This is a genomic window from Actinomadura formosensis NBRC 14204, from assembly GCF_001552155.1.
GTDB lineage: Bacteria > Actinomycetota > Actinomycetes > Streptosporangiales > Streptosporangiaceae > Spirillospora > Spirillospora formosensis.
In genome coordinates this window covers 1-21,493 of the sequence record NZ_BCQQ01000046.1, presented here as the reverse complement: position 1 = coordinate 21,493, position 21,493 = coordinate 1, and the positions used below count along the sequence as shown (strand labels likewise).

The window sequence follows — 21,493 nt, the reverse complement described above, 5'->3', positions numbered from 1 at the left end:
GCTGCCGCGCCACGGCTACATCACTACCCCAGCCCCAATAATTGTGTTCGTATTGTTTTGTCCGCCGCTTCGAACCGCTTCGCGATCTTCATCAGCGACCACTCCGCCACGAAGGACACATCCTCCGGCCTCAGCTTGTCTTTAAGGTTTGGGCTCCGGTCGGTTGCGAGCTGGTCCCGGACCTTAAAGACAAGCCGAGAGGCAGGCGGGTATTTCTCATACGAATCGATGCCGATCGCGGTCTTCACAAAGTCCGCGAAGCGGGCATTACTGAAGTCGAGCACGTAACCGCTGCTCATACCGAAGATCGGCTCGAGCTTGCGCTTAGTGGCGTTATCAAGGGCAGCCACTTCAGCTACCCTCGTGGTCCAGCACCTTCAGGAGCTGCTTATGGAGACTCTTCAGAAGGATTTTGCCGGCAGCGCTAGGAATCGCCCGGCTGTTCTCGACCAGCCAGTTCGCGATCGCCACCTTCGACGGCGCCTTGAGATTCTGCGATTGAATCCATGCCTGAGACAAGGACGCCCACGACTCGTCCTTGCCCGTAGCGAACACAGGAATCTCCGGCAGCGCGTCCGCCGCAACTGCTGGATTGCACTCTGAGAGTAGTGCTTTGATGGCCTCGCGATAAACGTCCGGATCGAGTACATTCTCGATCCCCGCTACTCCCACGTCGGTGATGACGTTCTCCGGAACGCCCGCTCTAAGGAGCGAACTTCGTAGCGCTGCGCCTCCGTCATCGCTATCGACGAGGTAAGCGACACGGGCAGCCTCAAGATCCAACTTGGGGAGAAAATCCTTCGGCGCCTCAGAGAGACCCGGAGCAACTTGGTAGGGCAGTTCAGATTCGCCTGTCGCTGCACGCAGCAGCGTCGGAAGAAGGATCATCTCCGTCGCTCCCTCTGCGAGGACGACGTTACGAGCGGGTGTGAACGCTACGGCTGCAGCGCCCATCGCGAGCATCAACGGCGAGTAGCCTGCCGAGCCTTGCCAGAAGCTGTTCTTGATGTCACTGATCTGGAAGTTGTCCTTTCGCGGGACGACTGTACGGATTCCGGTGCCGAGATCTGGCGGCAGACAGGCTGGGCTGTGGGTCGTGTAGATGACCTTTACCGCGTGCTCCTGTGTGACGAACATGTTCACGAGGTCGGCCTGCGCGTCAATGTGAAGGTGGTTCTCCGCTTCATCTATCAGCAGGATAGGCGGGCGGTCTGACCCGTGGGTTTTAAGGAACGCGATCAGTGCCACGAACATGCGGAGGCCGGCACTGCGCTCATCGAAGACGGTGACATTATTACCGTCCTCTATGAGTTCGATCCGTAGCTGGTTGCCATCGATTTCGAAGTGCACGGCGAGCCTCGACTGCTTCCACGCCTCATCAAAGATGGCATCCATGCGCTTGTTCGCCTGAACGATTGCCGTGCGTCGTCGGGCAACGTCGTCGGTTCTCACGAAGGTCAGCAGTTCTTTGAGATCCAGCGATGCGGTTCCCATAAGATTTGCCAGCGCAGCCGGCGGATCGGCCACCAACGCATCGTCGAAGGCGTATGTCGACTGAATCGACCGACCAGCCTCATCGAACATGATAAAATCCGGCGAGCGGTGCCAGATCCGGTCGCGTGCAACCTGTCCAGGCCCTTCCCTTTTGGCCCAGTCGACGACTGTATCGAGTGCCGTGCGCAGCTCATCAGCGCCCGTGTTCTCAAGCGTCGCACTTCGAAGGGACTCGGCAAACTTGATCGCCTCGTCCGAGATGCCGGTACCGGGCTCAGCGATTGCACCGTCGACCGCGTCTATGATCGACTGCAGCTCGGTCCTGTAATCACGGGCGGCATCAGAGTTGGGATCGGCGTAAACCGTCTCAGGGTCGATCCAATCGTCCAGGTCCTCATTAGCCTGGCCAAACTTGAGTACCGCGATTGCATCCTGGAGCGGGGCGATCGACTTGACCGGACGGGGCTGGACATCCACAGTGAGCTTCTGGCCCGAAGCGGTTCGCGCGATGGACACGCGCTTTGGTGGTTGCTGGAGGTCCAGATCCGCTACGGCGTCTTTATCCTCATCGTCGAGTACGTAGTCGAATGTGGTTATGGGCGTTTCGTCTGTCACGTCTGCCGCGCGCGAACGCTGCGGCACTGGAACAGCGGCATCCGCGTCGACGTGAGCAAGCGCCTTAAGCAAGGTGGTCTTGCCAGCTTCGTTTGGCCCGACGATGGCGATGACCTTGGCGTCAAGGTTGACCTTCGAATCAACGATGCGACCGTAGCCCCGGATGTGCGCCGAAATGAGCCTCATTCCCAGCTCTCCTGAGCCAGTGGGGCGTTATTCAACTGATCACGGAGGCTCCGCAAGTTCGGTATGAACCTATCCATCAGCTTGGTGAAGCGCGGGCCGTGCTTGCGTTCGAGGTGGTGCGTCATCTCGTGGACGACAATGTACTCTAGGCAATCGGGGTGCTTTTTGGCGAGTTCGACGTTGAGCCAGATGTGTCCGGTTTCGCGGTTGCATGATCCCCATTTGGTCTTCATGCGCCTGATTGTCCACCGCGGCACCGAAACTTTCAGGATCGGTTCCCACTTGGCGATTAGGGGCGGGATCGCTTGTCGCAACTGCTCCCGGTACCAACGGTCTAGTAGTTCGCGTCGTCGCTCGGCTGTGGTGCCGGCCGGAACGTACAGCAGCAACCGCTCACTGTCTACCTCGAAGTGAGCCCGCCCCTGGCGTTCGATGACCTTCATGCGGCGGCGAACTCCCCACACGTAGTGAGACTCGCCTGTGACCATCTCTCGCTCGGACTGGCGCTCGGCCGAGCGAAGTTGCTCGCGCCGCTCCTTGATCCACGGCAGCCGCTGGATCACAGCCAGCCGGACATGCTCGTCGTCAAGACGACGCGGAGCAGCAACCCGGACTCGCCCAAGCGGTGGGTAGACACCGATGTGTAGGTTCCCGTTCTGTGTCAGATGGAACAGTTCGCGCCGGTTTTCCTGGAACGCTAGGATCGTCCAAGCGATCTGCAGTGGAGGATCGAGACCCTCAATGGATAAACGGCGCGCCGCAATCCTCGCCGATTTCCGCGAGTTCCTCGGTTCCGCGATCAATAGGGCGGGAGTGAACTTCGCGACGGCCAAGCGGCTGTCCGAGCAGCTTCACGGGGCGGTCGGCGCTCATGGGTTCCCTCTTAAGATCATCCCAACGTCCACCCTGTATGACCATGTCCGCGGAAAGCAGTGTCAGGACCTCCCGCCCTGGCCATGGGTGGCCAACCTGTGGGCGTTCCTGACCGCCGCACTCGGCCGGCAGCAGTTCGGCCAGGAACCCCAGGTAGGACATCTGGTCGCGGGCGGCGGTGGCGGCTACGTCCTGGGATCCGGCTCGGTGGTTAACGGCCGCGCTTACACGGTGGTCCGGAACGGTCCATGGCGCCGCTGCCCGGCTGGATCACCACCTTGCTGGCCAGGAGACCCGCGCTGCCAGGTGTGCCATACCGGCCGCCACGAGCGCGCCGCGACGAAACCCCGAAGCCCCGGACTCCGGTGCTCATGGGTCGGCCCTTCGATCCCGAACGTGTCCCAGCCGCCAGGTAGCCGAGCGTGATGGCCAGCAAGGTGGGGGCGGGTGAGGTAGTCGATTCCCGGGGGCCCGCCCGTGGTACAGGCTTCAGTTTTGGTCTTGTCCGTCCGGGCCGGGGTCAAGGACGGCGTCGAGGTACTTGAGGGTCGTATCAGTGACGTCCAGGAGTTCTTGGGCGCACCTGGCCAGCTCTTCAAGGTCGAGCTGTTGCTGCTGCAGAGCTTTCCTCAAGGTGGCCTGGGTCTGCAGGAGCCGAGCACGTCGCGTGCGCAGGTCACGCTGCCGCCGGGCGAGCTCGGCCGCGAAGCTTTGACCGTCGGCTGTCCAGACGGGGACGATTCCGGCGGCCCGGTTCTGCTCGTGGAGCAAGCTGATCATGGCGTTCAGGTCACTGATTGTCCTGTCGTTGCTTTGCTTGCGTTCCCACAGCTGCCCGTGCGTCGCCAACAGGGCCTCATACTTGTCCTTCAACGTCTGAGGAAGCTTCCCTGCCTCGGTGACCTTCTCCCGGGCTTCCGCCAGCTTCTCTGGATCGACCGGTCGCCGCGTGAGCCTCTCCAACGCCGTGATCCAGTCCTGGAACTCCTTCATCGAACTCGGCAGCCGCTCACCCCTGAGCAGTCTGGACAGGGTGTCCGGGCTCCAGTTGGCCTCATCGGCGATCGCTTTCATGGTGACCCCGGGTGAAGTCAACGCATCCTTGATCAACTCGTCGAAGAGCCGCCCGAAGTCCCTCTTGAGCGACAGCAGAGCCGACTCGGGATTGGGCATATCCTTCAGCGTCCACCTGCTCCTCGTGCCGTCCCAGCTCTCCGACCCGTCCCCCTCGTCGCCCCCTCCTGCCTCCTCAATGAGATGAAGCGGTACCAGGTTGGGGTCGTCGCCTGGTTCGGCTGCCCTTTCCGGCGTGTCCTCCATGAGGCTTTCTTCCACCGCTTCACCCGGCTCGCAGACAGCTTCGGAGGCAGACTCCTCGTCCCACTCGCCGTCGCCGCCGCCCAGTTCACGCATGCCGTCGCCTCCTATCCGCCGTGGGCTGCCGCCACCAGGCCGGTGACCGCGGTGATCAGCGTCGCGAGCCCGCACACCAACGCGGCAAGATCGGTGACCCGGGAACGGTGGGATCGATCACGGTCGTCGTCATGAGTCATGAGACAGCTCCCTCCTTCGTGAACGGCTGCCACGGCCAACGGCCGCCGCAGGTCTCCTCTGAGCCTGCAACCAGCCGGCTGAGAACTTGCCGAAACCCGCGCCGCAAACACACCTGCGGGCACCGCACGAAAAGCTGCGGCATCACAACGCTTGACAACCTGCCCTCCGCTCACCGCACCTGCGCCCTCCGCTCCCGAAGTCTGTCCCAGCCTCAAGTAGGGCGAGTCACCCGCCGAGATGTCAGGATTGGGTCTAACCGACACCCTTGTTCATCTGCCCGCCCGCCCGATCGACCAGGCGAACATGGGCAGAGGCCGGTACAGGCCACCACCCGCCATTCGAATCCCCATCAGGAAGTCAAGCGGCCAAGGCGACCGTTCGTGCCGGAACGACCTCGAAGGGGCGGCCGTCGCGGATCAGTACCCACAACACATTGAGCCTTTTCCACCTTAATCGTGGTGGTCACAGGGTGGTTGCGGTGGGTGGAGTCGGCCGGTGACGCAGCGAGGCCCCTGGTAGATGCGAAGTCGACCATAACAACCGCCCTGCCAGGAGCCTCTGGTGTTGTTCTACCGCGCTGCGCTGGATCTGTCGCCCGCAACCCGTACCTTCGTAGCCGACCTCATCACCGGCCACCGCCGCCGGATCGGATCGCGGTGGCCAGCGCTGCCACCGGGCCGTCAGGCCCTGCTGGTGCTGGTGCACCTGCGCTGCAACGAGACCTTCGAACACCTGGCCGCCGCATTCAAGGTCGGTACGGCGACCGCACACCGCCATGTCACCGAGGTCATCGCCCTGCTCACCGAACTGGCGCCCGACCTGCGCGAGGCAATGCGGATCGCACAGCGCAAGGCGTTCGTCATCCTGGACGGCACCCTCGCGCCGATCGATCGGCTGTCAGGCGCAGGCGCCCGGCTGTACTACTCGGGCAAGCATCGTCGTCATGGGGTGAACATCCAGTTCCTGACCGACCCGCACGGTCGGCTGATCTGGGCCTCGCCCATGCTGCCCGGCTCCACGCATGATCTGACCGCCACCCACGCCCACGACATCATCGACACGCTCACCAGCCGCGCGATCGCCTGCTACGCAGACAAGGCCCATGTCGGAGCCGGCAGCGCGATCGGCACCCCGTACAAACGCAGAAAGCAACGCAGGCGCGGCAAACGCAAGAAGCTGTTCAACCGGCACCACGCCCGCGTCCGCGCCCTGGGCGAGCAAGGCGCCGCCACGCTCAAACGCCGGCGCATCCTGCGGAAGGCCCGCTGCTCACCGACCCGCCTGACCGCCTCGCCAAAGCCATCCACACCCTGCACCACCAGGCCGAATGAATTTGGAAATGGCTCCCTGCTCCGCAAACGGACACTCCTAGCCTGAACAGTGAGCCTTTTTCAGCGTGCTGCGGTCTCGCGGAGTTGCAGGGTGTGGATGGCTTTGGCGAGGCGGTCGGCGCGGTGGGGGCAGCAGCGCAACTTCCGCAGGATGCGCCATGATTTGAGCTGGGCGTTCGCTTGTTCACCGGGTCCGCGGAGCTTGGCGTGTGCGCGGTTGGCGTCCTTTTGCAGCTCGGGCTTGTCGCGTCCCTTGTAGGGCGTGAGGATGTGCGCGCCGGCGCCCTGGTACGCCTTGTCGGCCGGCACGAGCAGCCCGGTGGCCGCCAGTGCCCGGATGACGCCCCAGATCCGGGCCGCGGCCAGGTCGTGGACCGAGCCGCACAGCGGTCCCGACACCCACAGCAGTGTCCCGTCCGGTCCGGCGATCACCTGGAGGTTCATGCCGTGGCGGCGTTGCTTTCCCGAGTAGTGGGGCCGGTCGGCGGCGACCCGGTCGATCGAGATCAAGGTGCTGTCCAGCACCAGGTAGGGCAGCCCGGCTTTGACCGCTTTGGCCAGCGCGGCGCCGAGTCTGGGCGAGCAGGCGGCGAGCAGGTCGACGGTCTCGTTGACATAGCGCCACGCGGTGGTGGTCGAAACTCCGAATCCGGCGCCCAGCTCGGCGTAGGTCTCGCCCTTGCGCAGGTAGACCAGGGTCATCAGGGCCTGCATGCCTGGAGGTAGGCACCGGCCCTTGCTGCCGATGGCCTGGCGGTGGCGGCGGACCACCCCGGTGGCGTAGGCCAGGGTCCGGCGCGACAACGGCAGCGAAGCACGATACAAAAGCATGTGAAGCCTCTGGTGGGGACGGGGGTTGTGAGAGATCAACCGTCCTACCAGCGGCTTCTTGACGTCCGGCATCGCCCACGCCGTCCGCGATCATGCTGTGATCAGCGCCCTGGACCTGCCGCTGAAAAAGGCTCAGAGCGTGTTTGAGAGTTGATCGTGAGGGTGTGCCCGGCGTGGGTAGGGGCGGTGGATGGGGCATCGGCCTTACCCTTCGGATCTGACCGAGGAGCAGTGGGCGCTGATCGAATCGCTGCTGCCGCCCGGGCACTGGGACGGCCGCAAGGAGAAGCATTCGCGCCGCGACATCGTGGACGCGATCTTGTACCTGGACCGGACCGGCTGCGCCTGGCGGTACCTGCCGCACGACTTTCCGCCCTGGCAGACGGTGTACTGGCACCTGCGCCGCTGGGAGGAGCAAGGCGTCACCGGACGCATCACCGGCGCCTTGCGCCGGGATTTGCGCGCCCGGCATGGGCGCGGTGCCGAGCCGTCGGTGGCGGTGATGGACTCCCAGAGCGTCAAGGCCGCCGACACCGCCGGGGTCGGCACCCGCGGGTACGACATCCGCCAAGAAGATCAACGGGCGTAGGCGGTTCATTCTGACCGGCACACCTGAAGCACCCACACTTCGTGGAATGACAAACCGCCGTTTGCGACCATCCTGGCGCGGTCCGTCGGGCATGCTCGGCCAAAAGCGCAATTGCTTTTCCATACACGAGGCATATAATCATAAGTGGTATGGGGAATCGACGAAAATTACCATTATATGCCAGCGTACTAGATAACCTCAAACGGCTTTTCGGGGAAGCGCCCGAACCCGACAGGCGTTCTGTTCAAGATATCTACGCCATCGTCGGTCGCAATCACTACACGGACGAGCAAAACAAAATGTGGCTCCGCGACAGGATGACCGACATCAAGCACTACGGACTGGCGAAGCCGGTTCGCTCTCCTCTCGACAATAAGACGGTCGAGTACATACAGCTGACGGCCAAGGGGAAGCGAGCCTTGCGTGAGCTATCGCTGCAAACCGCGGCACCTCTTCCATCCCAAGACAGTCCACCCGCACCCGTCGTACCCGCTGAGCGCAGCCGGCCCGAACCCACGCTCAATACCGTGGCCGAGGAGATAAAGCGCCTGCGCGTCCTCAATCCCAACCTCCAGATCGAACTATCTATTACTGTACGAGAGGAGGCTGCGCTTGCTGCTCGGTGATGTACGCACAGCCGGGTAAGGTGGGAATCGACGAAAATTCCAGTACTCTCAAGAGAGACTGTTACCTTACCCGACTGAATGAACACGACGCGAGTAGCGCGAAAATACGAAATAATTACGTGGGATCACCTCGGAGCGCATAGCGCTGACGGTTAACGTGATCCACCATTATTCAATCACAGTCATGCACAAGTCGCAACTTGTGCTTTTATTTGAGACTGTCCGTCACCCCTAGAAACAAAGTGGCGGCACAGCTGTTCCAAAAATGCTACCAACATAAACGGAAATAAACACCATGCCACCAATTAATATTGTAACTGCCAGCTGGCAGCATGTGCAAAAAATGTTGCTTCCAGGCATCACCCGGAAGTGGCGACCTCAGTTCACCTTCGGGATGAAAGCGTATGCCTTCCGCTCGTTCCAGAGCGCCACGGGTAACGCTCGCACTGTCGTCGCCAACCCCAACACGGCCGCCCGCAAGTCTGAGCGGTTACTCGCCAACCGGAAGCTGGCCACGCAGCTGGGCGAGACCTTCGACGGCTTGCACCTCGTGCTGCCGTCGAGCTTCGTCAACGTCGACCACAGTGACATGCACGGGCTCGTCGCCCTGGTCGGCGCCGTCCAGACCCGTGCCGGCCGGGCCATCCCCTGCATGATCGAGACGACGTACGCGATCAACATCCCAGCAGATGGCAGTGCGGCCAGTACGCCGCGGCTCCGGCGCCTCCGAGCAGCGATGCGGACCGCTCGGCGAGCCCAGTCTCTTACTGGTCACACCATCGAGAGTCTGCAGCGCTTCGCTGACCGTCTGGGGTTCTGGCCACGGCTCGTCTTCGACCGGGGCTTCGGTAGTGCGGCGATCATCCGCCACCTGGCCACCGAGGGCGCTACCTTCTACGTCTGTCTCAAGGCCGGCCGCTACGTCGAGCTCGACGGCGAACGCTATGAGGTTAAGCACCTGACAGAGGCGGATGCGACGGTGACGTTGTTCGGCCAGACACTCCGTGTGATCCGCTCACCGCAGACGAGGCGCTGCAAAGAGCCCTAGTGTTCTGAGTCAATAATTCTTTGTTAGTCGGTAGGCTGTGGGGATGCCGAGCCCGAAGCTGGATCCGGTGGTGTTGTCCGACGAGGAGCGGTCGGTGTTGGCCGGGTGGGTGCGCCGCCGCAAGACCTCGCAGGCTTTGGCGTTGCGGGCGCGGATCGTGCTGTTGTGCGCCGAGGGCGGCACGATCGCCCGGGTCGCCGAACAGGCCGGGGCCTCGCGGAATACGGTGTCGAAGTGGCGGTCGCGGTTTCTGGCCGATCGGCTGGAGGGCCTGACCGACGAGCCGCGTCCGGGCCGACCGCGCGTGATCACCGACGAGCAGGTCGAGCGGGTGGTCACCACGACGCTGGAGGAGACACCCGGTGCGGACACGCACTGGTCCACGCGGTCGATGGCATCGGCGACCGGAATGTCGCAGTCGGCGGTCTCGCGGATCTGGCGAGCGTTCGGCCTCAAGCCGCACACCGTGCAGACCTGGAAGCTGTCCACCGACCCGCAGTTCGTCGACAAGGTCCGCGACGTGGTCGGCCTGTACTTGAACCCACCCGAGAACGCCCTGGTGCTCGCGGTGGACGAGAAGAGCCAGATGCAGGCGATCGATCGGACGGCCCCGATCCTGCCGATCATGCCCACCACCCCCGCGCGGATGACCCACGACTACGTCCGGCACGGCACCACCAGCCTGTTCGCCGCCCTGGACCTGTCGTCGGGCTCGGTGATCGCCCAGCACTACCGCCGCCACCGCCATCAAGAGTTCCTGCGGTTCCTCAAGCTGATCGACGCCGCCGTGCCCAGGGATCTGGAGCTGCACCTGGTGCTGGACAACTACGCCACCCACAAGACCGAGCAGGTCCACAAGTGGCTGCTCCGCCACCCCCGGTTCCACCTGCACTTCACCCCGACCAGCTCGTTCTGGCTCAACCTGGTCGAGCGCTGGTTCGCCGAGCTCACCAACCGCAAGCTGCGCCGCTCGGCCCACCGCAGCGTGGTCGAGCTGGAGCGCGACGTCCGCGGCTGGGTCAACGAGTGGAACAAGAATCCCAAACCGTTCGTGTGGACCAAACCCGCCGACGAGATCCTCGAAACCCTCGCCACCTACTGCCAACGAATTAACGACTCAAGACACTAGTACATCCTAACCAATGACCTCACGTTGAGCCGGATGAGAGTCGTCCAGATCTACTACCACCGGTTCGAGATCGAGGAAACGTTCCGGGATATGAAGCACATCTGGGAGCTGAAGCGCACGCGGTTTAACCGACCGAACAGCGTGAAGGCCATCTTGTGGTTCGTGTCACTCGGCATCGCGCTCCTGTATGTGGTCACCAAACCACGCCAAGCCGCGGCACTGGCAATACATCCAAAGAAACGCACCTCCTGGCTGCGCAAGGCACAAGAGGCGTACCAGCGTGATCTGGGGCTGCTGACTCGGGTGTTTCCGTAGCAGGTAGGGTATTCTATCGGCCTTGCCGCATGCTGCCGAAAGATTATAATGAGATGTAATGGAGACGACGCACGCTGATGGCTGATTCCGCAGAAAATTCGTTGCCGACACTTGTCAGGCAGCTACTCGATCGACAGGGTGAGTCACGTAGCCTCGACTACAAAGCGCCGATGCTCTTCGGTCCAAACAAGCAGGGCAAGGGCGACATACTAAAGGACATCGTCGCCTTCTCGAATACTCGGGATGGCGGATACATCCTTGTAGGCGTTGAGGAGAGTGGCGGCAAGTTCATCCCGAGAGGCGTCTCTGAGGATCAAGCGGCCTCGTTTGATCCCACCAAAATTGGCGTGTTCGCCAAAAATCATTTCTCGCTCCTTCCTAAGGTCTCCTCGCACGTCGTCACGCTCGACGGGGTCGACCTCCTGCTTCTGCGCGTCGAAGAATTTGACGGTGAGCCGATCGTATGCACAAAGGATCTGCACGGCGAAAAGGGCAAGCTACACCTGCGTGCAGGCAGCATTTATGTACGAACTGCTGACGCGCAATCCGTCGCTATCGAGTCCGGCGAGTCTATGCGCGCATTCCTGGATCTGGCTGTTCAGAAGCGCGGCGACGCCCTCCTTACTCAGATCCGAGGACTTGTCGGCGCTCCAACGATCGTCGAGGCGAGCGATCCATCTGACGCCTACAAGGCCGAGATCGCAGCCGCCATCAAGCTTTACAGCCAGGAAGAGCTTACAGACCCCAAACCGTACTGGTATCTCGAGATTATCCCGAAGGTCTACGAAGAAGACCGCATCCCAGCTATCAATCGGCTGAGAGAGATTCGCCGCGAATCGGCAGTGTCGCTTCGCGGCTGGGACTTCCCGCACGTCGACCGCGAGAAGGATCAGATCTTCGAAGATGGCATCCAGTCGGTGACCCACTGGGATAGATATCACGAAGCTCACCGCCTATATCGTTCAGGGCTCTTCACGTGGCGACGCCAACCTGGCGAAGACTTCACCGACACGCGGGCTGGTTCGCTCAGCTACGTTTCTGCCATCTACTCGATCACCGAGCATCTCATCTTCGCTAGTCGATACGCATCTCTCATAGCTGACAGCGGCAACTTCGTCGTGCGCCTGGGGGTAACTGGCCTGAAGGATCACGTACTCCGGCTAGATTCGGATGCCTTCTACGACGATTACTCAACCGCCGCAGATCGGTTCGACCGCAGCTACGACCTCAGCCTTGAGGAGCTTCGAACATCACACCTTGATTTTGCTGCCGATGCCGCGCGCCGGCTATTTGATCTGTACGGTCTCGATATCGCCTTGGACACCATCAAGGCCTGGCAAGCGAAGTTCATTAATCGCGAGTTCTAAACCATCGCTGCTGAAGTAACTCGTGCGCCCATGTGAGTCGCCGTCTCTATGCGTGCGTCGTTCACGAGCGTCGGTTGGATTTAAAGTGTGGGTGGTTCAGCCGGCACACTGGGGCTGCTGGTGGCGGTGATGGTGCGGCCGGCGTCGGTGCGGGACCGGGCGGAGGCCACCGCACTGCTGCTGGGGCTGTACCTGGGGTCGGGCTGCCGGACGGTGTTCGCCGATCAGGGGTTTCCGGGTGGCCGGTGGCGTGGGCGGCGCGGGTTTTGGGCATCGCGGTGCGCATCGTGGCCAAGCCCGCCGGGCAGTGCGGGTTCGTGGTGCATCCCCGCCGGTGGGTGGCCGAGCGCACGTTGGGCTGGTTGATGCCGCACCGCCGTCTGGCCCGCGATTACGAGCGTGACCCGGTGATGTCGGAGGCGTTGATCCGCTGGGCCGTCATCGGCCAGATGGCCCGCCGGATCACCCGGGGGCGACCTGCCCAGCGTCCTGGCCGCCGTCCCCTCGAATACCTCCGATGACCAAAACGACCACCTCTCAAACACCCTCTCAGTGTGCCGTCCAGGATAACGTGTGGGATCTACTGGTCTCGGCAGCGGTCCAGGACCGCGTGCAGGTCGGGGGCCTGTGCGGCCAGGACGCTGATGGCCTCGTACAAGTAACGGTATCCGGTGGCCTGGGAGATCCCTGCGTCGCGGGCCAGGCGGTGCACGCGGCCGCGTTCGCGGAACCAGCGCAGTGCCAGGACGGCCTGGCGGAACGGTCTCAGTGCCCGGCTACGGCGCGGGGTGCCGATCTGGCGGCGGTAGGCGGCGAGCAGGCGCGCGAGGTACTCCACGATGTGGCACGGGACATCGAGTGTGGCAGCATAGGTGAACAACGTGAAGCCTCTGGTAGCTATGGACATGATCTTTTGGTGAGACTTGTACTATCAGAGGATTCACGTCTGTGCGCACCTGCGGCCCGACACCCGATCCGCCTTCCCGGGCATGCTTCGCGCAATCACACAGCTCATTTCATTGAGAAAACGTCACTGTACGCCACCATTGAATGAGTATAGGCTCATAGCGGGCTCAACTTCCACTCGGAGACGGGTTCAGAGCAGACAGCTCCACGTTGCAGCGGGAGACAGTTATCTGTTTTTCTAGGTCCGGCGGAGCCGTGGTACTCAAATTCTCTTTCTGCAGGAGCCGCCAGGGAAGTTGATTGGAAAAAAGGGTGGACGGACTAAGCGACCTTGCTTCAATAGATGAGTCGCTGGCCGACTCTTCTGTCTGGTTCATCGGCTCGGTTCCGAATAGATCAATCAGATCCTCGCCCTACGGGATGGTAGAGGGGTCATGGGGATAGTGGCCAAGGTGATAGTGATGGACAGTGCCCTGCTCGACGTCCACGATGTCGGCCCTGCGGCCGCCACTATCCGTCCGCGACAGGCCAGTTCCCCGCTTGCGAACGTGTCCATCCAGAGGCGTGGCTCGGGATGGACGCGTAGTCGGTGATCCAGTGGTGATCACCCATCCAAGCCACGTCCCCAGCCGGACGACCTGATGGACGTTCACGCCGATCAAGTTGGCACGCCCAGGGCCGAGGCCACGAACTCGTGCTGCCGCGGCACATCAACCGCCGGCTGTCGCATCGATGACCGTTGCCGGTCACTACTGATACTGAGCGAGAGCAAGCCACCACCGTACGGTGGGATCTGGCAGAATGTGGGTAGTGGCGATGCCTCGGGGAGGTATCCGACGGATATCTTTTCGTGCGGCGAAGGGTAGGGTCCTAATGGCGACTCCGCAGCCCTCCGATATTCTTCAGCGCCAGAATCTCGCCGAGTTGCTCATGTATCTACGCGCTGCGGCTGTGGCGCACCATCGCGCGCAATGGGTGAACGCCGCTAACCTCTTGATCTCCACACTCTTCGCGGCAGCGGGGGCGGCCGCCGTGTTCGCCACGCAGACCGCTTCAGTGATCACTCTGCTGGGCGCCCTCTGGGCTGTGGTGTACACCGGTTTCGCGGCGGCGTGGGGTACCCGTGTGTTCCGCAAGGCCGCCGTTCTCCAGGATTGCTTCGACACCACATTATTTCGTTTACCATGGAATTCTATGGTCGCCGGCCCCGAACCGACGGTGGAGGAGACACATCAACTCGCCCGCCGCTATCGGGGCCCGGACGACGAGATCCTTGACTACTACGAGATTCCTGCCCTGCCGCGGCCGGTGGATGTACTCGCCTGCCAGCTACAAAACCTTGGTTGGGGGTCGCGGATTCGGCGACGGTTTGCGGACACGCTTCTGACCGGCGTGGTGCTGTGGGCCGCCGCTGGAGTGATCATCGGCGTCTGTGCGGGGTTGACGGTCTCACAGATCTTGCTGCGCTGGTTCGTGCCGTCGCTCAGCCTGTTCCTGTTGGGCCTTAACACCTACCGTGCCCAACTCGACGTGGCCAGAGCGCGTGAGCGTGCTCAGCGTCTCCTCCTGGAACGGATTCGTGAGTACGCGCAGCGCGGTCGGCTCGCCTCCGAGCACAGTGGGCTGCTCGTCCTGTCCCGCCAGGTACAGGACGTACTGCTGTCCACACGGATGGCGAGCGCACGGGTCCCCAACTGGTACTTCCGCAGGTTCCGCGGTACGGACCGGAGCGACTTCTCCGCTGCCATGAGCGAGCTGAGGCGCATGATCGGTGCCGGTTCCTCACCGAGTTGAACGCATCTATCACACTGCACAGAGTGGAGAACCGATGGCGATCCCTGGCTCCGCCGCCGCGACGGATGAGGAGCGGCTCGTAGACCTGTTCGGCAGCAGATCAGCGGCGCAGGCCCTGATCGCCTGGGGACATGATCGGGGAGGACAAGTGCAGCCGCCAGCCGCTGACTGGCGGGTCGGGGGCGCCAGCGGATCGGTCGTAGGACGCGTTCGGCTCTCCAAGGCCGACGGCACCGGCGAACATTTGATCGTCAAGCTCCTGCCGGACCGGCGGCTCGCTGGCGAGACCGACCGCCACGATAAGGCCGCCAAAGCGCTGGGCGGGGTCACGGGCGCAAACCTGATCGCCCAGCCCCATCCACCGCTCGACCTACCCGACGGCCGACGACTGATGTTCCAGACCGTCCCGGGAAACTTGCTGGACGTCACACCGCTTGATGGCCTCGTCCCCGAAGATATGGGCAAAGCGGCCGGCAAGGCCGCGCGGCTAGTCCTGCAGACCTGGAATCGCACGCGCGACGAATCGTGCCTGCTCCGTCCACGACCGACCGTTCACGACTACCTGACCACGGAACTGCGCGGTGGATTGGAGCCAGGCCGCTCCGCCCGCCGATGGGTCGATCGGCGCTTGACGCCGCAAGCGTCCTCAGACTGGATCAGGATCCGCGAGGAGGACGGCGCGATCCTACCGAACCCCGTCGCTGCCATGCGGGCGGGCGGTCTTCTCGGCCGATTGGAACTGGACTGCCTGGTCGGCCACTCCCACGGTGACCTGCATACCGGCAACCTGCTGTACGACCGCCGCCAGTCTGGGGCATCTTCCGTCGAAGAGCCGTGGGTCATCGATCTGTCCCACTATGAACGCCGCGCGCCGCTGAGCCGTGACATCGCCACCCTGGTGCTGTCGATCGTGTCGCCCCACGCCCGGGCGATTGATCCCGGATCGGGGCAAGCGCAGGACCTGCGCATGCTGGTTTTGGATCCGTCGGCGCCGGAATCGCCGTTCTTGCCCTCGTACGTGCAGGACACTGTTCGGGAGATCCATCGCGCCTGCGACGACGCGCTGTCTCCTGGAGACCGTGATATCTGGCGCCGGCAGTATCTGCTCTCCGTGCTCGCCCAGGCCATGGTGCACCTGTCGTACGAGGACCTGAAGCCGGCCCACTGGTGGTTCTTCACCCTGGCCGCCGTCGCCGCGGACACGTTCTGTAGCTCGCTGGACCCTGTTCCTCGGCCTGTGATGGAGCCGATCACGCTGATCAGCGTCGCCGCGTCTCCGACTGTCGACACTTCTCTGCTGCGGACCTACGTGGAGGTCGCCTGCGCTGTGAAGGGTTACCACCTGCTTGAGGAAGAACTTCCCTACAAGGTGATCAAGGATTTCGCACCAGGCTCGCTTCTCGCCGCTCTGCCTAGCGACACCACATCGGGGATGCTGATTCGTGGCGGCCCGGGATACGGCAAGACTCGGCTATGTTTGGAGATCGCCCGTGTCGCCCGCGCTAAAGAGGACTGGGACGTGCTCTTTCTGCGTGGCGTACAAGGGACACGGTCCGGGTGCAGCGATGTGACCGCCGCTCATGTGCTGGAAGGTCTGCGCCACGCCGCCGGCATCGTTCGGGATCACCGCAGGATCCTGCTGGTGGTGGACGATGTCGACAGGTTCACCGGTCTGGACGTGGCCGACCTCATCGCGATGCTGGATGAGGCCAGGCACGACGGTTTGCGGGTGACCCTCCTCGGGAGCCTCCGCAACGGCCCACGACCCAGGAGCGCCGTCGACTGGAACCGGCTGCTCACCGTCCGGCGAATACCGGACGACATCAATGCCCAACGCGGGATCATTCACCACATACTCAGCGCGATCATTCCAGAGATGACAGCCGTGCCCGGCGCGCCCAACCGCTCGCGGGTGCGCAACGACCTAGGCGGCGCGATCTCACCCGCGTTCGCCGTGGTGCAGGCGCGAGCGGTGGCCCAGGCCATCGCGGACGGTCAGAAGGTGCTTCCGGACCTGCTCGACGTGCTGCGTGAATGGATCCGAAGGCGAATGGCCAGGGACGAGTTGCTGTCCGCCCCTGCGACCGATGAGGCACTAGCGGACGACTATCTGAGCCCGACGGACGTGATGTGCGCGGCCGTCCTCGCGACCGGCCCGCGCAGCGAGGCCGCGCTGCGGAAGACCGCGGACGCACTGCTGGATACCGCGACAGAGCGCCTTGGTCTCGGGTCGCCCGGTAGCGGTCTTTCGGGGCGCGCGCTGATCAACGAACTGTTCAATCTCGGCTGGCTTGTCGAGACGATGACCGAGACCGGCCGCAGCGTGATCGGCCCGATCCATACGATCGTCACTGATGAGTTCCTGCAGTCGGTCGTCGACCCCGAGGACGGCGTCATCCTGGTGCTGCTGCTCGACGCGGTCGCCACCGACGCGGTGGCGCTTACCCATCTGGTCTCCGCAGTGGCGCGCCTGCATGATTCCTATGAAAAAGCTGACGATCGGGCCGCGCTCCATCGGCTCTGCCGGAACTGGCTGGACGTCAACGCGGAACGGGTGGGCAGGGCCGTCGCCGTCTCGCCCGCGGCCCCGGACGCGCTCGGCACGCTGCTGCGAACCTCTCCCTGGGCAGGCCTGACGCACGGTCATTGGAACGAGATCGTCCTACCCGCATTCACCTCCGGCCGCTCGGCGGTGCGCTTTGCCCCTTACCTCACCGTTGAGCTACGCCGGCGGCCGCACAAGCCCAATCCCAAACTGATCTCGTACACCCTCGCCTGGCTCAATGCCTACGAATGCAGCGACGAGGCCGAGCAGGTACTGCGCTGGCTGCTGCCGAGACATGATGTGAAAGACGACCTCCGAGACCAGGCGCTCAACCACGTGCGTGCTTGGCTGGAAGCCCATCAGGGAAAGAAGCCGAACTATGTCCTCGCCGCCTCAATGCGGCAAATCCGCTCTGACCCGGAACGCACGGGCCCCTTGGCGCGGTTGGCGGTGCAGGAGCTTCGTGCGAGCCCGGTGGAGGGCGACGATGCTGAGCTCCTTTCGGCGCTGCTTTCCCGGGTAGACAAGTCCGAGGTGGACGAGCGGTCGCTCGATGAACTCTGGGAACTGACCGAACAGTACCTGGAGTCCTATGCGCTCCATCCTGCGGCCTGCCTGGTACTCAAGTACCTAGTGCGAAAGAGGTCGCGTGTCCCCCCAGACCTGTTTGAGACGTCGCTGCGGGCTTCCGATGAGTGGCTGCGGGTCAACGGCGACATGCCCCACTCCTACCATCTGCTGTCAGGCCTGCTGACCGGCAAGCATGTCGACCAGTCGCGTCGTCGCGCCGCAGCCGCCGCCGCCGTGCGCTGGCTGGGGACGCACGGTGCGTTACGGGGAGCTCTCGGGAAGCGGAAATCCGCCGTGTGGATGATGCTCCACACAGTCCAGAGCCCGGCAACTCGGAACGAGCCCTCGGAGGACTTCCCCATCGAGTGTCTCGACGACCTGGGGCGCGTCGCGGCCGACTGGTTACAGAATTGGCCCGATGAAGAGGTCACGAACAAAGTGATCAAACATACGCTCACCCTGCTGAAGAACGCCGAGGACATCGTCGCCGTCGAGAGGTTGATCCGGTACTCCGCGGATTGGGCCACGAGGAACATCGAGCAGCCGCACGCCGACCTGGTCCTCTGGGCACTGCTGACGCTCGACGACCGCTACGCCGCGTTCCGGCGGGACGCCATCGTGCCGAGTCTGCAGTGGCTGGGGCGCTTCGACCGCAACGACCGGGCTACCAAGGTGATCCAGAGCTTGTTGTCCCATCCCGACATCAACGTTGAGGAGTTCCACAGGACCGTCGACCACGCGTTGGGCTGGCTGGAAGAGTACGTGCTTACCCACAGTAGCGCCCATCACATCTTGCACAGACTCTTCGACGGCTTTCCGCGCCACCCACCCCCTCCCTCCCTTCGTCTGGAGCGCACGGTTCGTCTGGAGCGCACGGCCGACTTGCTACTGAAGCACCTGGACCACGGCTGGGAGAACCGTAGGAGAGAAGAGAAGCCGGACAACGTCAACGTGCTGCTTCCCGCACTGCGCGGCGCACTGAACCATCCCGGTGTCAAAGGCGAGCAGGAAGGGCGACTGCTGAAACACGCTTTCGCCTGGTACGAACACCCAAGTCTTCTCCGACAGCAGCCGGAGATTCTCCAGACCCTCCTCCAGGTCAGGGGCATGACATCCGACCAGCGCCAGCGCGTGATCGCCGTCACGCTCACGTGGCTGGACGAGCACGGAAGGGAGGAGAAGGCGGCCTTCCCGCTGATCGGCCTGCTCCGAGACAAGAGCGTCGAGGCGGGATCCGACGAACATCGGCGCATGGCACGGGCCGCTCTAGTGTGGCTCGCGACACGGCCTGCTGACGATCACACGCCGAAGGTGTTGGCTGTACTCCTCAGTCGTGAGGACCTCGACGACGCCACGGCGGGCGAAGCGGTCGAGTCGGCCCGGCGCTGGCTCGACGCGAATGCCAGGAAGCCACTCGCCGCGCAGGTCTACCAGCGACTCCTGGGCAGTGACGCCCTCACCGACGACGCGGCCGCCCAGGTCATCGCTTTGGCCCAGGAATGGATCTCCCTGCATCCCGGTTGGAACACGGGGTACCGGGTGCTGGAGAGCCTGCTGACTCGACCGGATCTGGGAGCGGCGGACGGTGAGAGGGTCTGTTGTGCTGCACTGGACCTGCTGGAGGAACACCACCGCCAAGAGACGGCGGGCCTCCTCCTCCAGCGCCTCCTGGAATGGCCCGGCCGTGATGCCGACGAGGAGGCCACCGCCCGTACGGATGCCGTGGCGAGGCTCGCAGGGGAATGGTGGAGACTTCACCACACCCGGCCTTTTGCCCCTTACATCGCAGACGCCCTGCTGGCCCGCCCGGATTCGTCGCTCACCCACCGACAGCGCCGGGACCTCACCGAACACATCACCGATGCCCTCGTGTCCTGGCTCCCAAACCACGTCGACAGCGGGTCGGTCTTCGCCCATACGGTGTCGTTGCTACTGGACCGAGGTGCCGGGCGACTCCAGCAGCTCGTCGAGTACACCGGCGGCTGGCTGGAGGCACACCCCGATCACCCGCGCGGCGAGGAACTCGCCACGCGAATTCTGGACCACCCCGCAGTCCGGGCAGCTCTCGAACCGGCGTTCGGCATGGCCGCGCCCGGTGGTGGCTACGGTCCCGACGTCCAGCATGTCGAACGTATCCGACGACTCGCGAACGAACGCGGATGGGCGTGACCCGGATCGCGGATGCGATATCAACCGAGCGGGTTGCCTTACTGGCCGTCGAGGCCGGGCTACCTACGATTCGGCTTTACGACCTCCGGCACGGCCCAGCGCCCCTGATGCTCGCCTCGGTCTCCCAAGGGCACACGGGCGGGACAAGAAACGGGACCGTACTGTTCCGCAGCAGGCCAGATGAAGCGCCCTGGGTCGGATGGAGGCTGTGGTGTGCCCCGGGTGCGGCGGAGGTGGAATAGTGGATCTTGTGCCACTTGATGTTGAAGAAGTGGCATGGGACGACGTGGCTACCCGCCGGAGTTCCGGCGGAAGGTGCTGGATCCGCTCGAGGCGGGCCGCAGGGTCGCTGATGTGGCCCGGGACTTGGAGATCAGCGAGCAGTCGATCTATCTATGACGGCGGCAGGACCGCATCGATCGTGGCCTTGAGCCGGGGCTGACCAGTGGTGAGAAGGCCGAACTTGCCGCGGCCAAGGCCCCGATCGCCGAGTTGGAGACCGAGCCGGCGGCGACACGGCGGGCGATCGAGTTGGTGCGAGAGGTGGTGCCCCCAAAAGGAGGTTCCAGGCCATCGCGGTGATGGCCGGCGAGGGTATCCCGGCGGAGGTGGCCTGCCGGGTGCTGGATGTGTCGGTGCCGGGCTATTACGCCTGGCTGACACGCCCTCCCTCGGCGGGCATGATTCGGCATGCCTGGCTGACCGACGTCATCACTGAGCTGCACCAGGCCTCCCGCAGCATCGACGGTGCCCGGCGTATCCACGCCGAGCTGACCTGCGGCCGCGGCATTTGTGTCAGCCATGGCCAGGTCGAGTTGCTGATGCGCCGCGCGGGCCTGCAGGGCGTCACCGGCCGGCCCACATGGCACCGCGCCAAGCCGGACCTGATCGCCGGCGACCTGGTCGACCGCCAGTTCACCCGCACCGGCCCTGACCAGCTGTGGGTCACCGACATCACCGAGCACCCCACCCGTGAGGGAAAGGTGTACTGCGCTGTGGTGCCGGATGCCTTCTCCCGGCGGGTAGTCGGCTGGTCCATCGATTCCTCACCTAACGCGGCGCTGGTGACCAACGCGCTCGGTATGGCCATCGACAGCCGCCGCCCCCAGGCAGGCACGTTGATCCATTCCGACCACGGCGCTCAGTTCGGATCCTGGGTCTTCACCCAGCGGGCCAAGGACTCTGGCCTGGTGCCCTCGATGGGAAGCGTCGGCGACTGCTACGACAAGCTGATCCACCGGCAAACCTGGCGCACCCGCGACCAGCCCGAATACGCCATCGTCGAGTGGATCGGCTGGTACAACCAGCACCGTCTGCACTCGGCCATCGGCAGCGTCCCACCTGCCGAATACGAGGCAACCCACTACCGTTCGACCAACACACCAGCGCCAACCGGCGCCAGGTAACCCGGGCTTCATCGAACCCGGGGCACCTCACTTTCAGCCCCAGGTTGACAGCGGGAGTCTGCATCGTACACCTGCTGCGCGACAGCTTCCGCTACGCCGCCCGGCAGGACTGGGACAAGATCGCACGTGCGCTCAAGCCTGTCTA

Annotated in this window: 18 protein-coding genes and 1 pseudogene; 12 read left to right on the top strand and 7 right to left on the bottom strand. The window is 63.6% G+C overall.

What is annotated here, in order from left to right; all coding sequences use genetic code 11:
* Nucleotides 1-23: 23 nt before the first annotated feature.
* From AF1_RS14590 to AF1_RS36345, 5 genes are all read right to left on the bottom strand, one after another.
* Nucleotides 24-350: a hypothetical protein gene (locus AF1_RS14590; protein WP_067798229.1), complete on the bottom strand. Its 327-nt coding sequence runs from the start codon at nucleotides 348-350 to the stop codon at nucleotides 24-26.
* A gap of 1 nt (nucleotide 351) precedes the next feature.
* Complete coding sequence (locus AF1_RS14585; RefSeq protein ID WP_067798227.1) at nucleotides 352-2,295, bottom strand: AAA family ATPase; 1,944 nt, start codon at nucleotides 2,293-2,295, stop codon at nucleotides 352-354.
* Nucleotides 2,292-3,128 (bottom strand): M48 family metallopeptidase, encoded by an 837-nt coding sequence (locus AF1_RS14580; RefSeq protein ID WP_207394099.1) that lies wholly within the window; start codon nucleotides 3,126-3,128, stop codon nucleotides 2,292-2,294. Before AF1_RS14580 ends, AF1_RS14585 begins: the two co-directional genes overlap by 4 nt.
* Nucleotides 3,129-3,657: 529 nt before the next feature.
* Entirely contained in the window at nucleotides 3,658-4,581 is a 924-nt protein-coding gene (locus AF1_RS14575) for a helix-turn-helix domain-containing protein (RefSeq protein ID WP_067798223.1), read from the bottom strand.
* Between the two features lie 11 nt (nucleotides 4,582-4,592).
* Complete coding sequence (locus AF1_RS36345; protein WP_255218806.1) at nucleotides 4,593-4,721, bottom strand: hypothetical protein; 129 nt, start codon at nucleotides 4,719-4,721, stop codon at nucleotides 4,593-4,595.
* Between the two features lie 562 nt (nucleotides 4,722-5,283).
* Between AF1_RS36345 and AF1_RS14570 the strand changes: the two genes are divergently transcribed.
* Nucleotides 5,284-6,099 carry a transposase family protein gene (locus AF1_RS14570; RefSeq protein WP_242608892.1) on the top strand — a complete coding sequence of 272 codons (816 nt, stop codon included), beginning with the start codon at nucleotides 5,284-5,286 and terminating at the stop codon, nucleotides 6,097-6,099.
* A 14-nt stretch (nucleotides 6,100-6,113) separates the two neighbouring features.
* On the opposite strand, the gene AF1_RS14565 is transcribed toward AF1_RS14570, so the two are convergent.
* A complete protein-coding gene (locus tag AF1_RS14565; RefSeq protein WP_067798220.1) occupies nucleotides 6,114-6,884 on the bottom strand; it encodes a transposase family protein in 771 nt (256 codons plus the stop codon).
* Nucleotides 6,885-7,074: 190 nt separating this feature from the next.
* On the opposite strand from AF1_RS14565, the gene AF1_RS14560 reads away from it, so the two are divergent.
* The 7 genes from AF1_RS14560 to AF1_RS35150 all read left to right on the top strand — a co-directional run bounded on the left by AF1_RS14560 (nucleotide 7,075) and on the right by AF1_RS35150 (nucleotide 12,479).
* Nucleotides 7,075-7,473: an IS5 family transposase gene (locus AF1_RS14560; protein WP_067798217.1), complete on the top strand. Its 399-nt coding sequence runs from the start codon at nucleotides 7,075-7,077 to the stop codon at nucleotides 7,471-7,473.
* 149 nt (nucleotides 7,474-7,622) lie between these two features.
* The gene (locus tag AF1_RS34360; RefSeq protein WP_131732752.1) at nucleotides 7,623-8,099 is read left to right on the top strand and encodes a hypothetical protein; all 477 of its coding nucleotides are present in this window, start codon (nucleotides 7,623-7,625) and stop codon (nucleotides 8,097-8,099) included.
* A gap of 394 nt (nucleotides 8,100-8,493) precedes the next feature.
* Nucleotides 8,494-9,147, top strand: coding sequence for a hypothetical protein (locus tag AF1_RS14555; protein ID WP_169804037.1), 654 nt, complete (start codon nucleotides 8,494-8,496; stop codon nucleotides 9,145-9,147).
* 43 nt (nucleotides 9,148-9,190) lie between these two features.
* Nucleotides 9,191-10,276: an IS630 family transposase gene (locus AF1_RS14550; protein WP_067798211.1), complete on the top strand. Its 1,086-nt coding sequence runs from the start codon at nucleotides 9,191-9,193 to the stop codon at nucleotides 10,274-10,276.
* Nucleotides 10,277-10,279: 3 nt separating this feature from the next.
* Entirely contained in the window at nucleotides 10,280-10,591 is a 312-nt protein-coding gene (locus AF1_RS14545; RefSeq protein WP_255218807.1) for a transposase, read from the top strand.
* Nucleotides 10,592-10,668: 77 nt separating this feature from the next.
* Nucleotides 10,669-11,958 (top strand): AlbA family DNA-binding domain-containing protein, encoded by a 1,290-nt coding sequence (locus AF1_RS14540; protein ID WP_084262891.1) that lies wholly within the window; start codon nucleotides 10,669-10,671, stop codon nucleotides 11,956-11,958.
* A 266-nt stretch (nucleotides 11,959-12,224) separates the two neighbouring features.
* Nucleotides 12,225-12,479, top strand: a complete 255-nt coding sequence (locus AF1_RS35150) for a transposase (RefSeq protein ID WP_169804036.1) — start codon at nucleotides 12,225-12,227, stop codon at nucleotides 12,477-12,479.
* A gap of 59 nt (nucleotides 12,480-12,538) precedes the next feature.
* On the opposite strand, the gene AF1_RS14530 is transcribed toward AF1_RS35150, so the two are convergent.
* Nucleotides 12,539-12,796 carry a hypothetical protein gene (locus AF1_RS14530; RefSeq protein ID WP_169804035.1) on the bottom strand — a complete coding sequence of 86 codons (258 nt, stop codon included), beginning with the start codon at nucleotides 12,794-12,796 and terminating at the stop codon, nucleotides 12,539-12,541.
* Between the two features lie 941 nt (nucleotides 12,797-13,737).
* On the opposite strand from AF1_RS14530, the gene AF1_RS14525 reads away from it, so the two are divergent.
* The 4 genes and pseudogenes from AF1_RS14525 to AF1_RS14515 all read left to right on the top strand — a co-directional run.
* Nucleotides 13,738-14,658 carry an S-4TM family putative pore-forming effector gene (locus tag AF1_RS14525; protein ID WP_067798201.1) on the top strand — a complete coding sequence of 307 codons (921 nt, stop codon included), beginning with the start codon at nucleotides 13,738-13,740 and terminating at the stop codon, nucleotides 14,656-14,658.
* 34 nt (nucleotides 14,659-14,692) lie between these two features.
* A complete protein-coding gene (locus AF1_RS14520; protein ID WP_067798199.1) occupies nucleotides 14,693-19,942 on the top strand; it encodes a hypothetical protein in 5,250 nt (1,749 codons plus the stop codon).
* A gap of 276 nt (nucleotides 19,943-20,218) precedes the next feature.
* A complete protein-coding gene (locus tag AF1_RS37040) occupies nucleotides 20,219-20,341 on the top strand; it encodes a transposase (protein WP_084262889.1) in 123 nt (40 codons plus the stop codon).
* A 161-nt stretch (nucleotides 20,342-20,502) separates the two neighbouring features.
* Nucleotides 20,503-21,348 (top strand): annotated as a pseudogene (locus tag AF1_RS14515) (IS3 family transposase); the annotation flags it as partial.
* Nucleotides 21,349-21,493 lie beyond the last annotated feature (145 nt).

Coding starts and splice junctions, on each gene's coding strand:
- AF1_RS14585 (WP_067798227.1), bottom strand. CDS start 2,295: ATGAGGCTCATTTCGGCGCACATCCGGGGCTACGGTCGCATCGTTGAT.
- AF1_RS14575 (WP_067798223.1), bottom strand. CDS start 4,581: ATGCGTGAACTGGGCGGCGGCGACGGCGAGTGGGACGAGGAGTCTGCC.
- AF1_RS36345 (WP_255218806.1), bottom strand. CDS start 4,721: ATGACTCATGACGACGACCGTGATCGATCCCACCGTTCCCGGGTCACC.
- AF1_RS14565 (WP_067798220.1), bottom strand. CDS start 6,884: ATGCTTTTGTATCGTGCTTCGCTGCCGTTGTCGCGCCGGACCCTGGCC.
- AF1_RS14560 (WP_067798217.1), top strand. CDS start 7,075: ATGGGGCATCGGCCTTACCCTTCGGATCTGACCGAGGAGCAGTGGGCG.
- AF1_RS34360 (WP_131732752.1), top strand. CDS start 7,623: ATGGGGAATCGACGAAAATTACCATTATATGCCAGCGTACTAGATAAC.
- AF1_RS14555 (WP_169804037.1), top strand. CDS start 8,494: ATGAAAGCGTATGCCTTCCGCTCGTTCCAGAGCGCCACGGGTAACGCT.
- AF1_RS14550 (WP_067798211.1), top strand. CDS start 9,191: ATGCCGAGCCCGAAGCTGGATCCGGTGGTGTTGTCCGACGAGGAGCGG.
- AF1_RS14540 (WP_084262891.1), top strand. CDS start 10,669: ATGGCTGATTCCGCAGAAAATTCGTTGCCGACACTTGTCAGGCAGCTA.
- AF1_RS14525 (WP_067798201.1), top strand. CDS start 13,738: ATGGCGACTCCGCAGCCCTCCGATATTCTTCAGCGCCAGAATCTCGCC.
- AF1_RS14520 (WP_067798199.1), top strand. CDS start 14,693: ATGGCGATCCCTGGCTCCGCCGCCGCGACGGATGAGGAGCGGCTCGTA.
- AF1_RS37040 (WP_084262889.1), top strand. CDS start 20,219: ATGGGACGACGTGGCTACCCGCCGGAGTTCCGGCGGAAGGTGCTGGAT.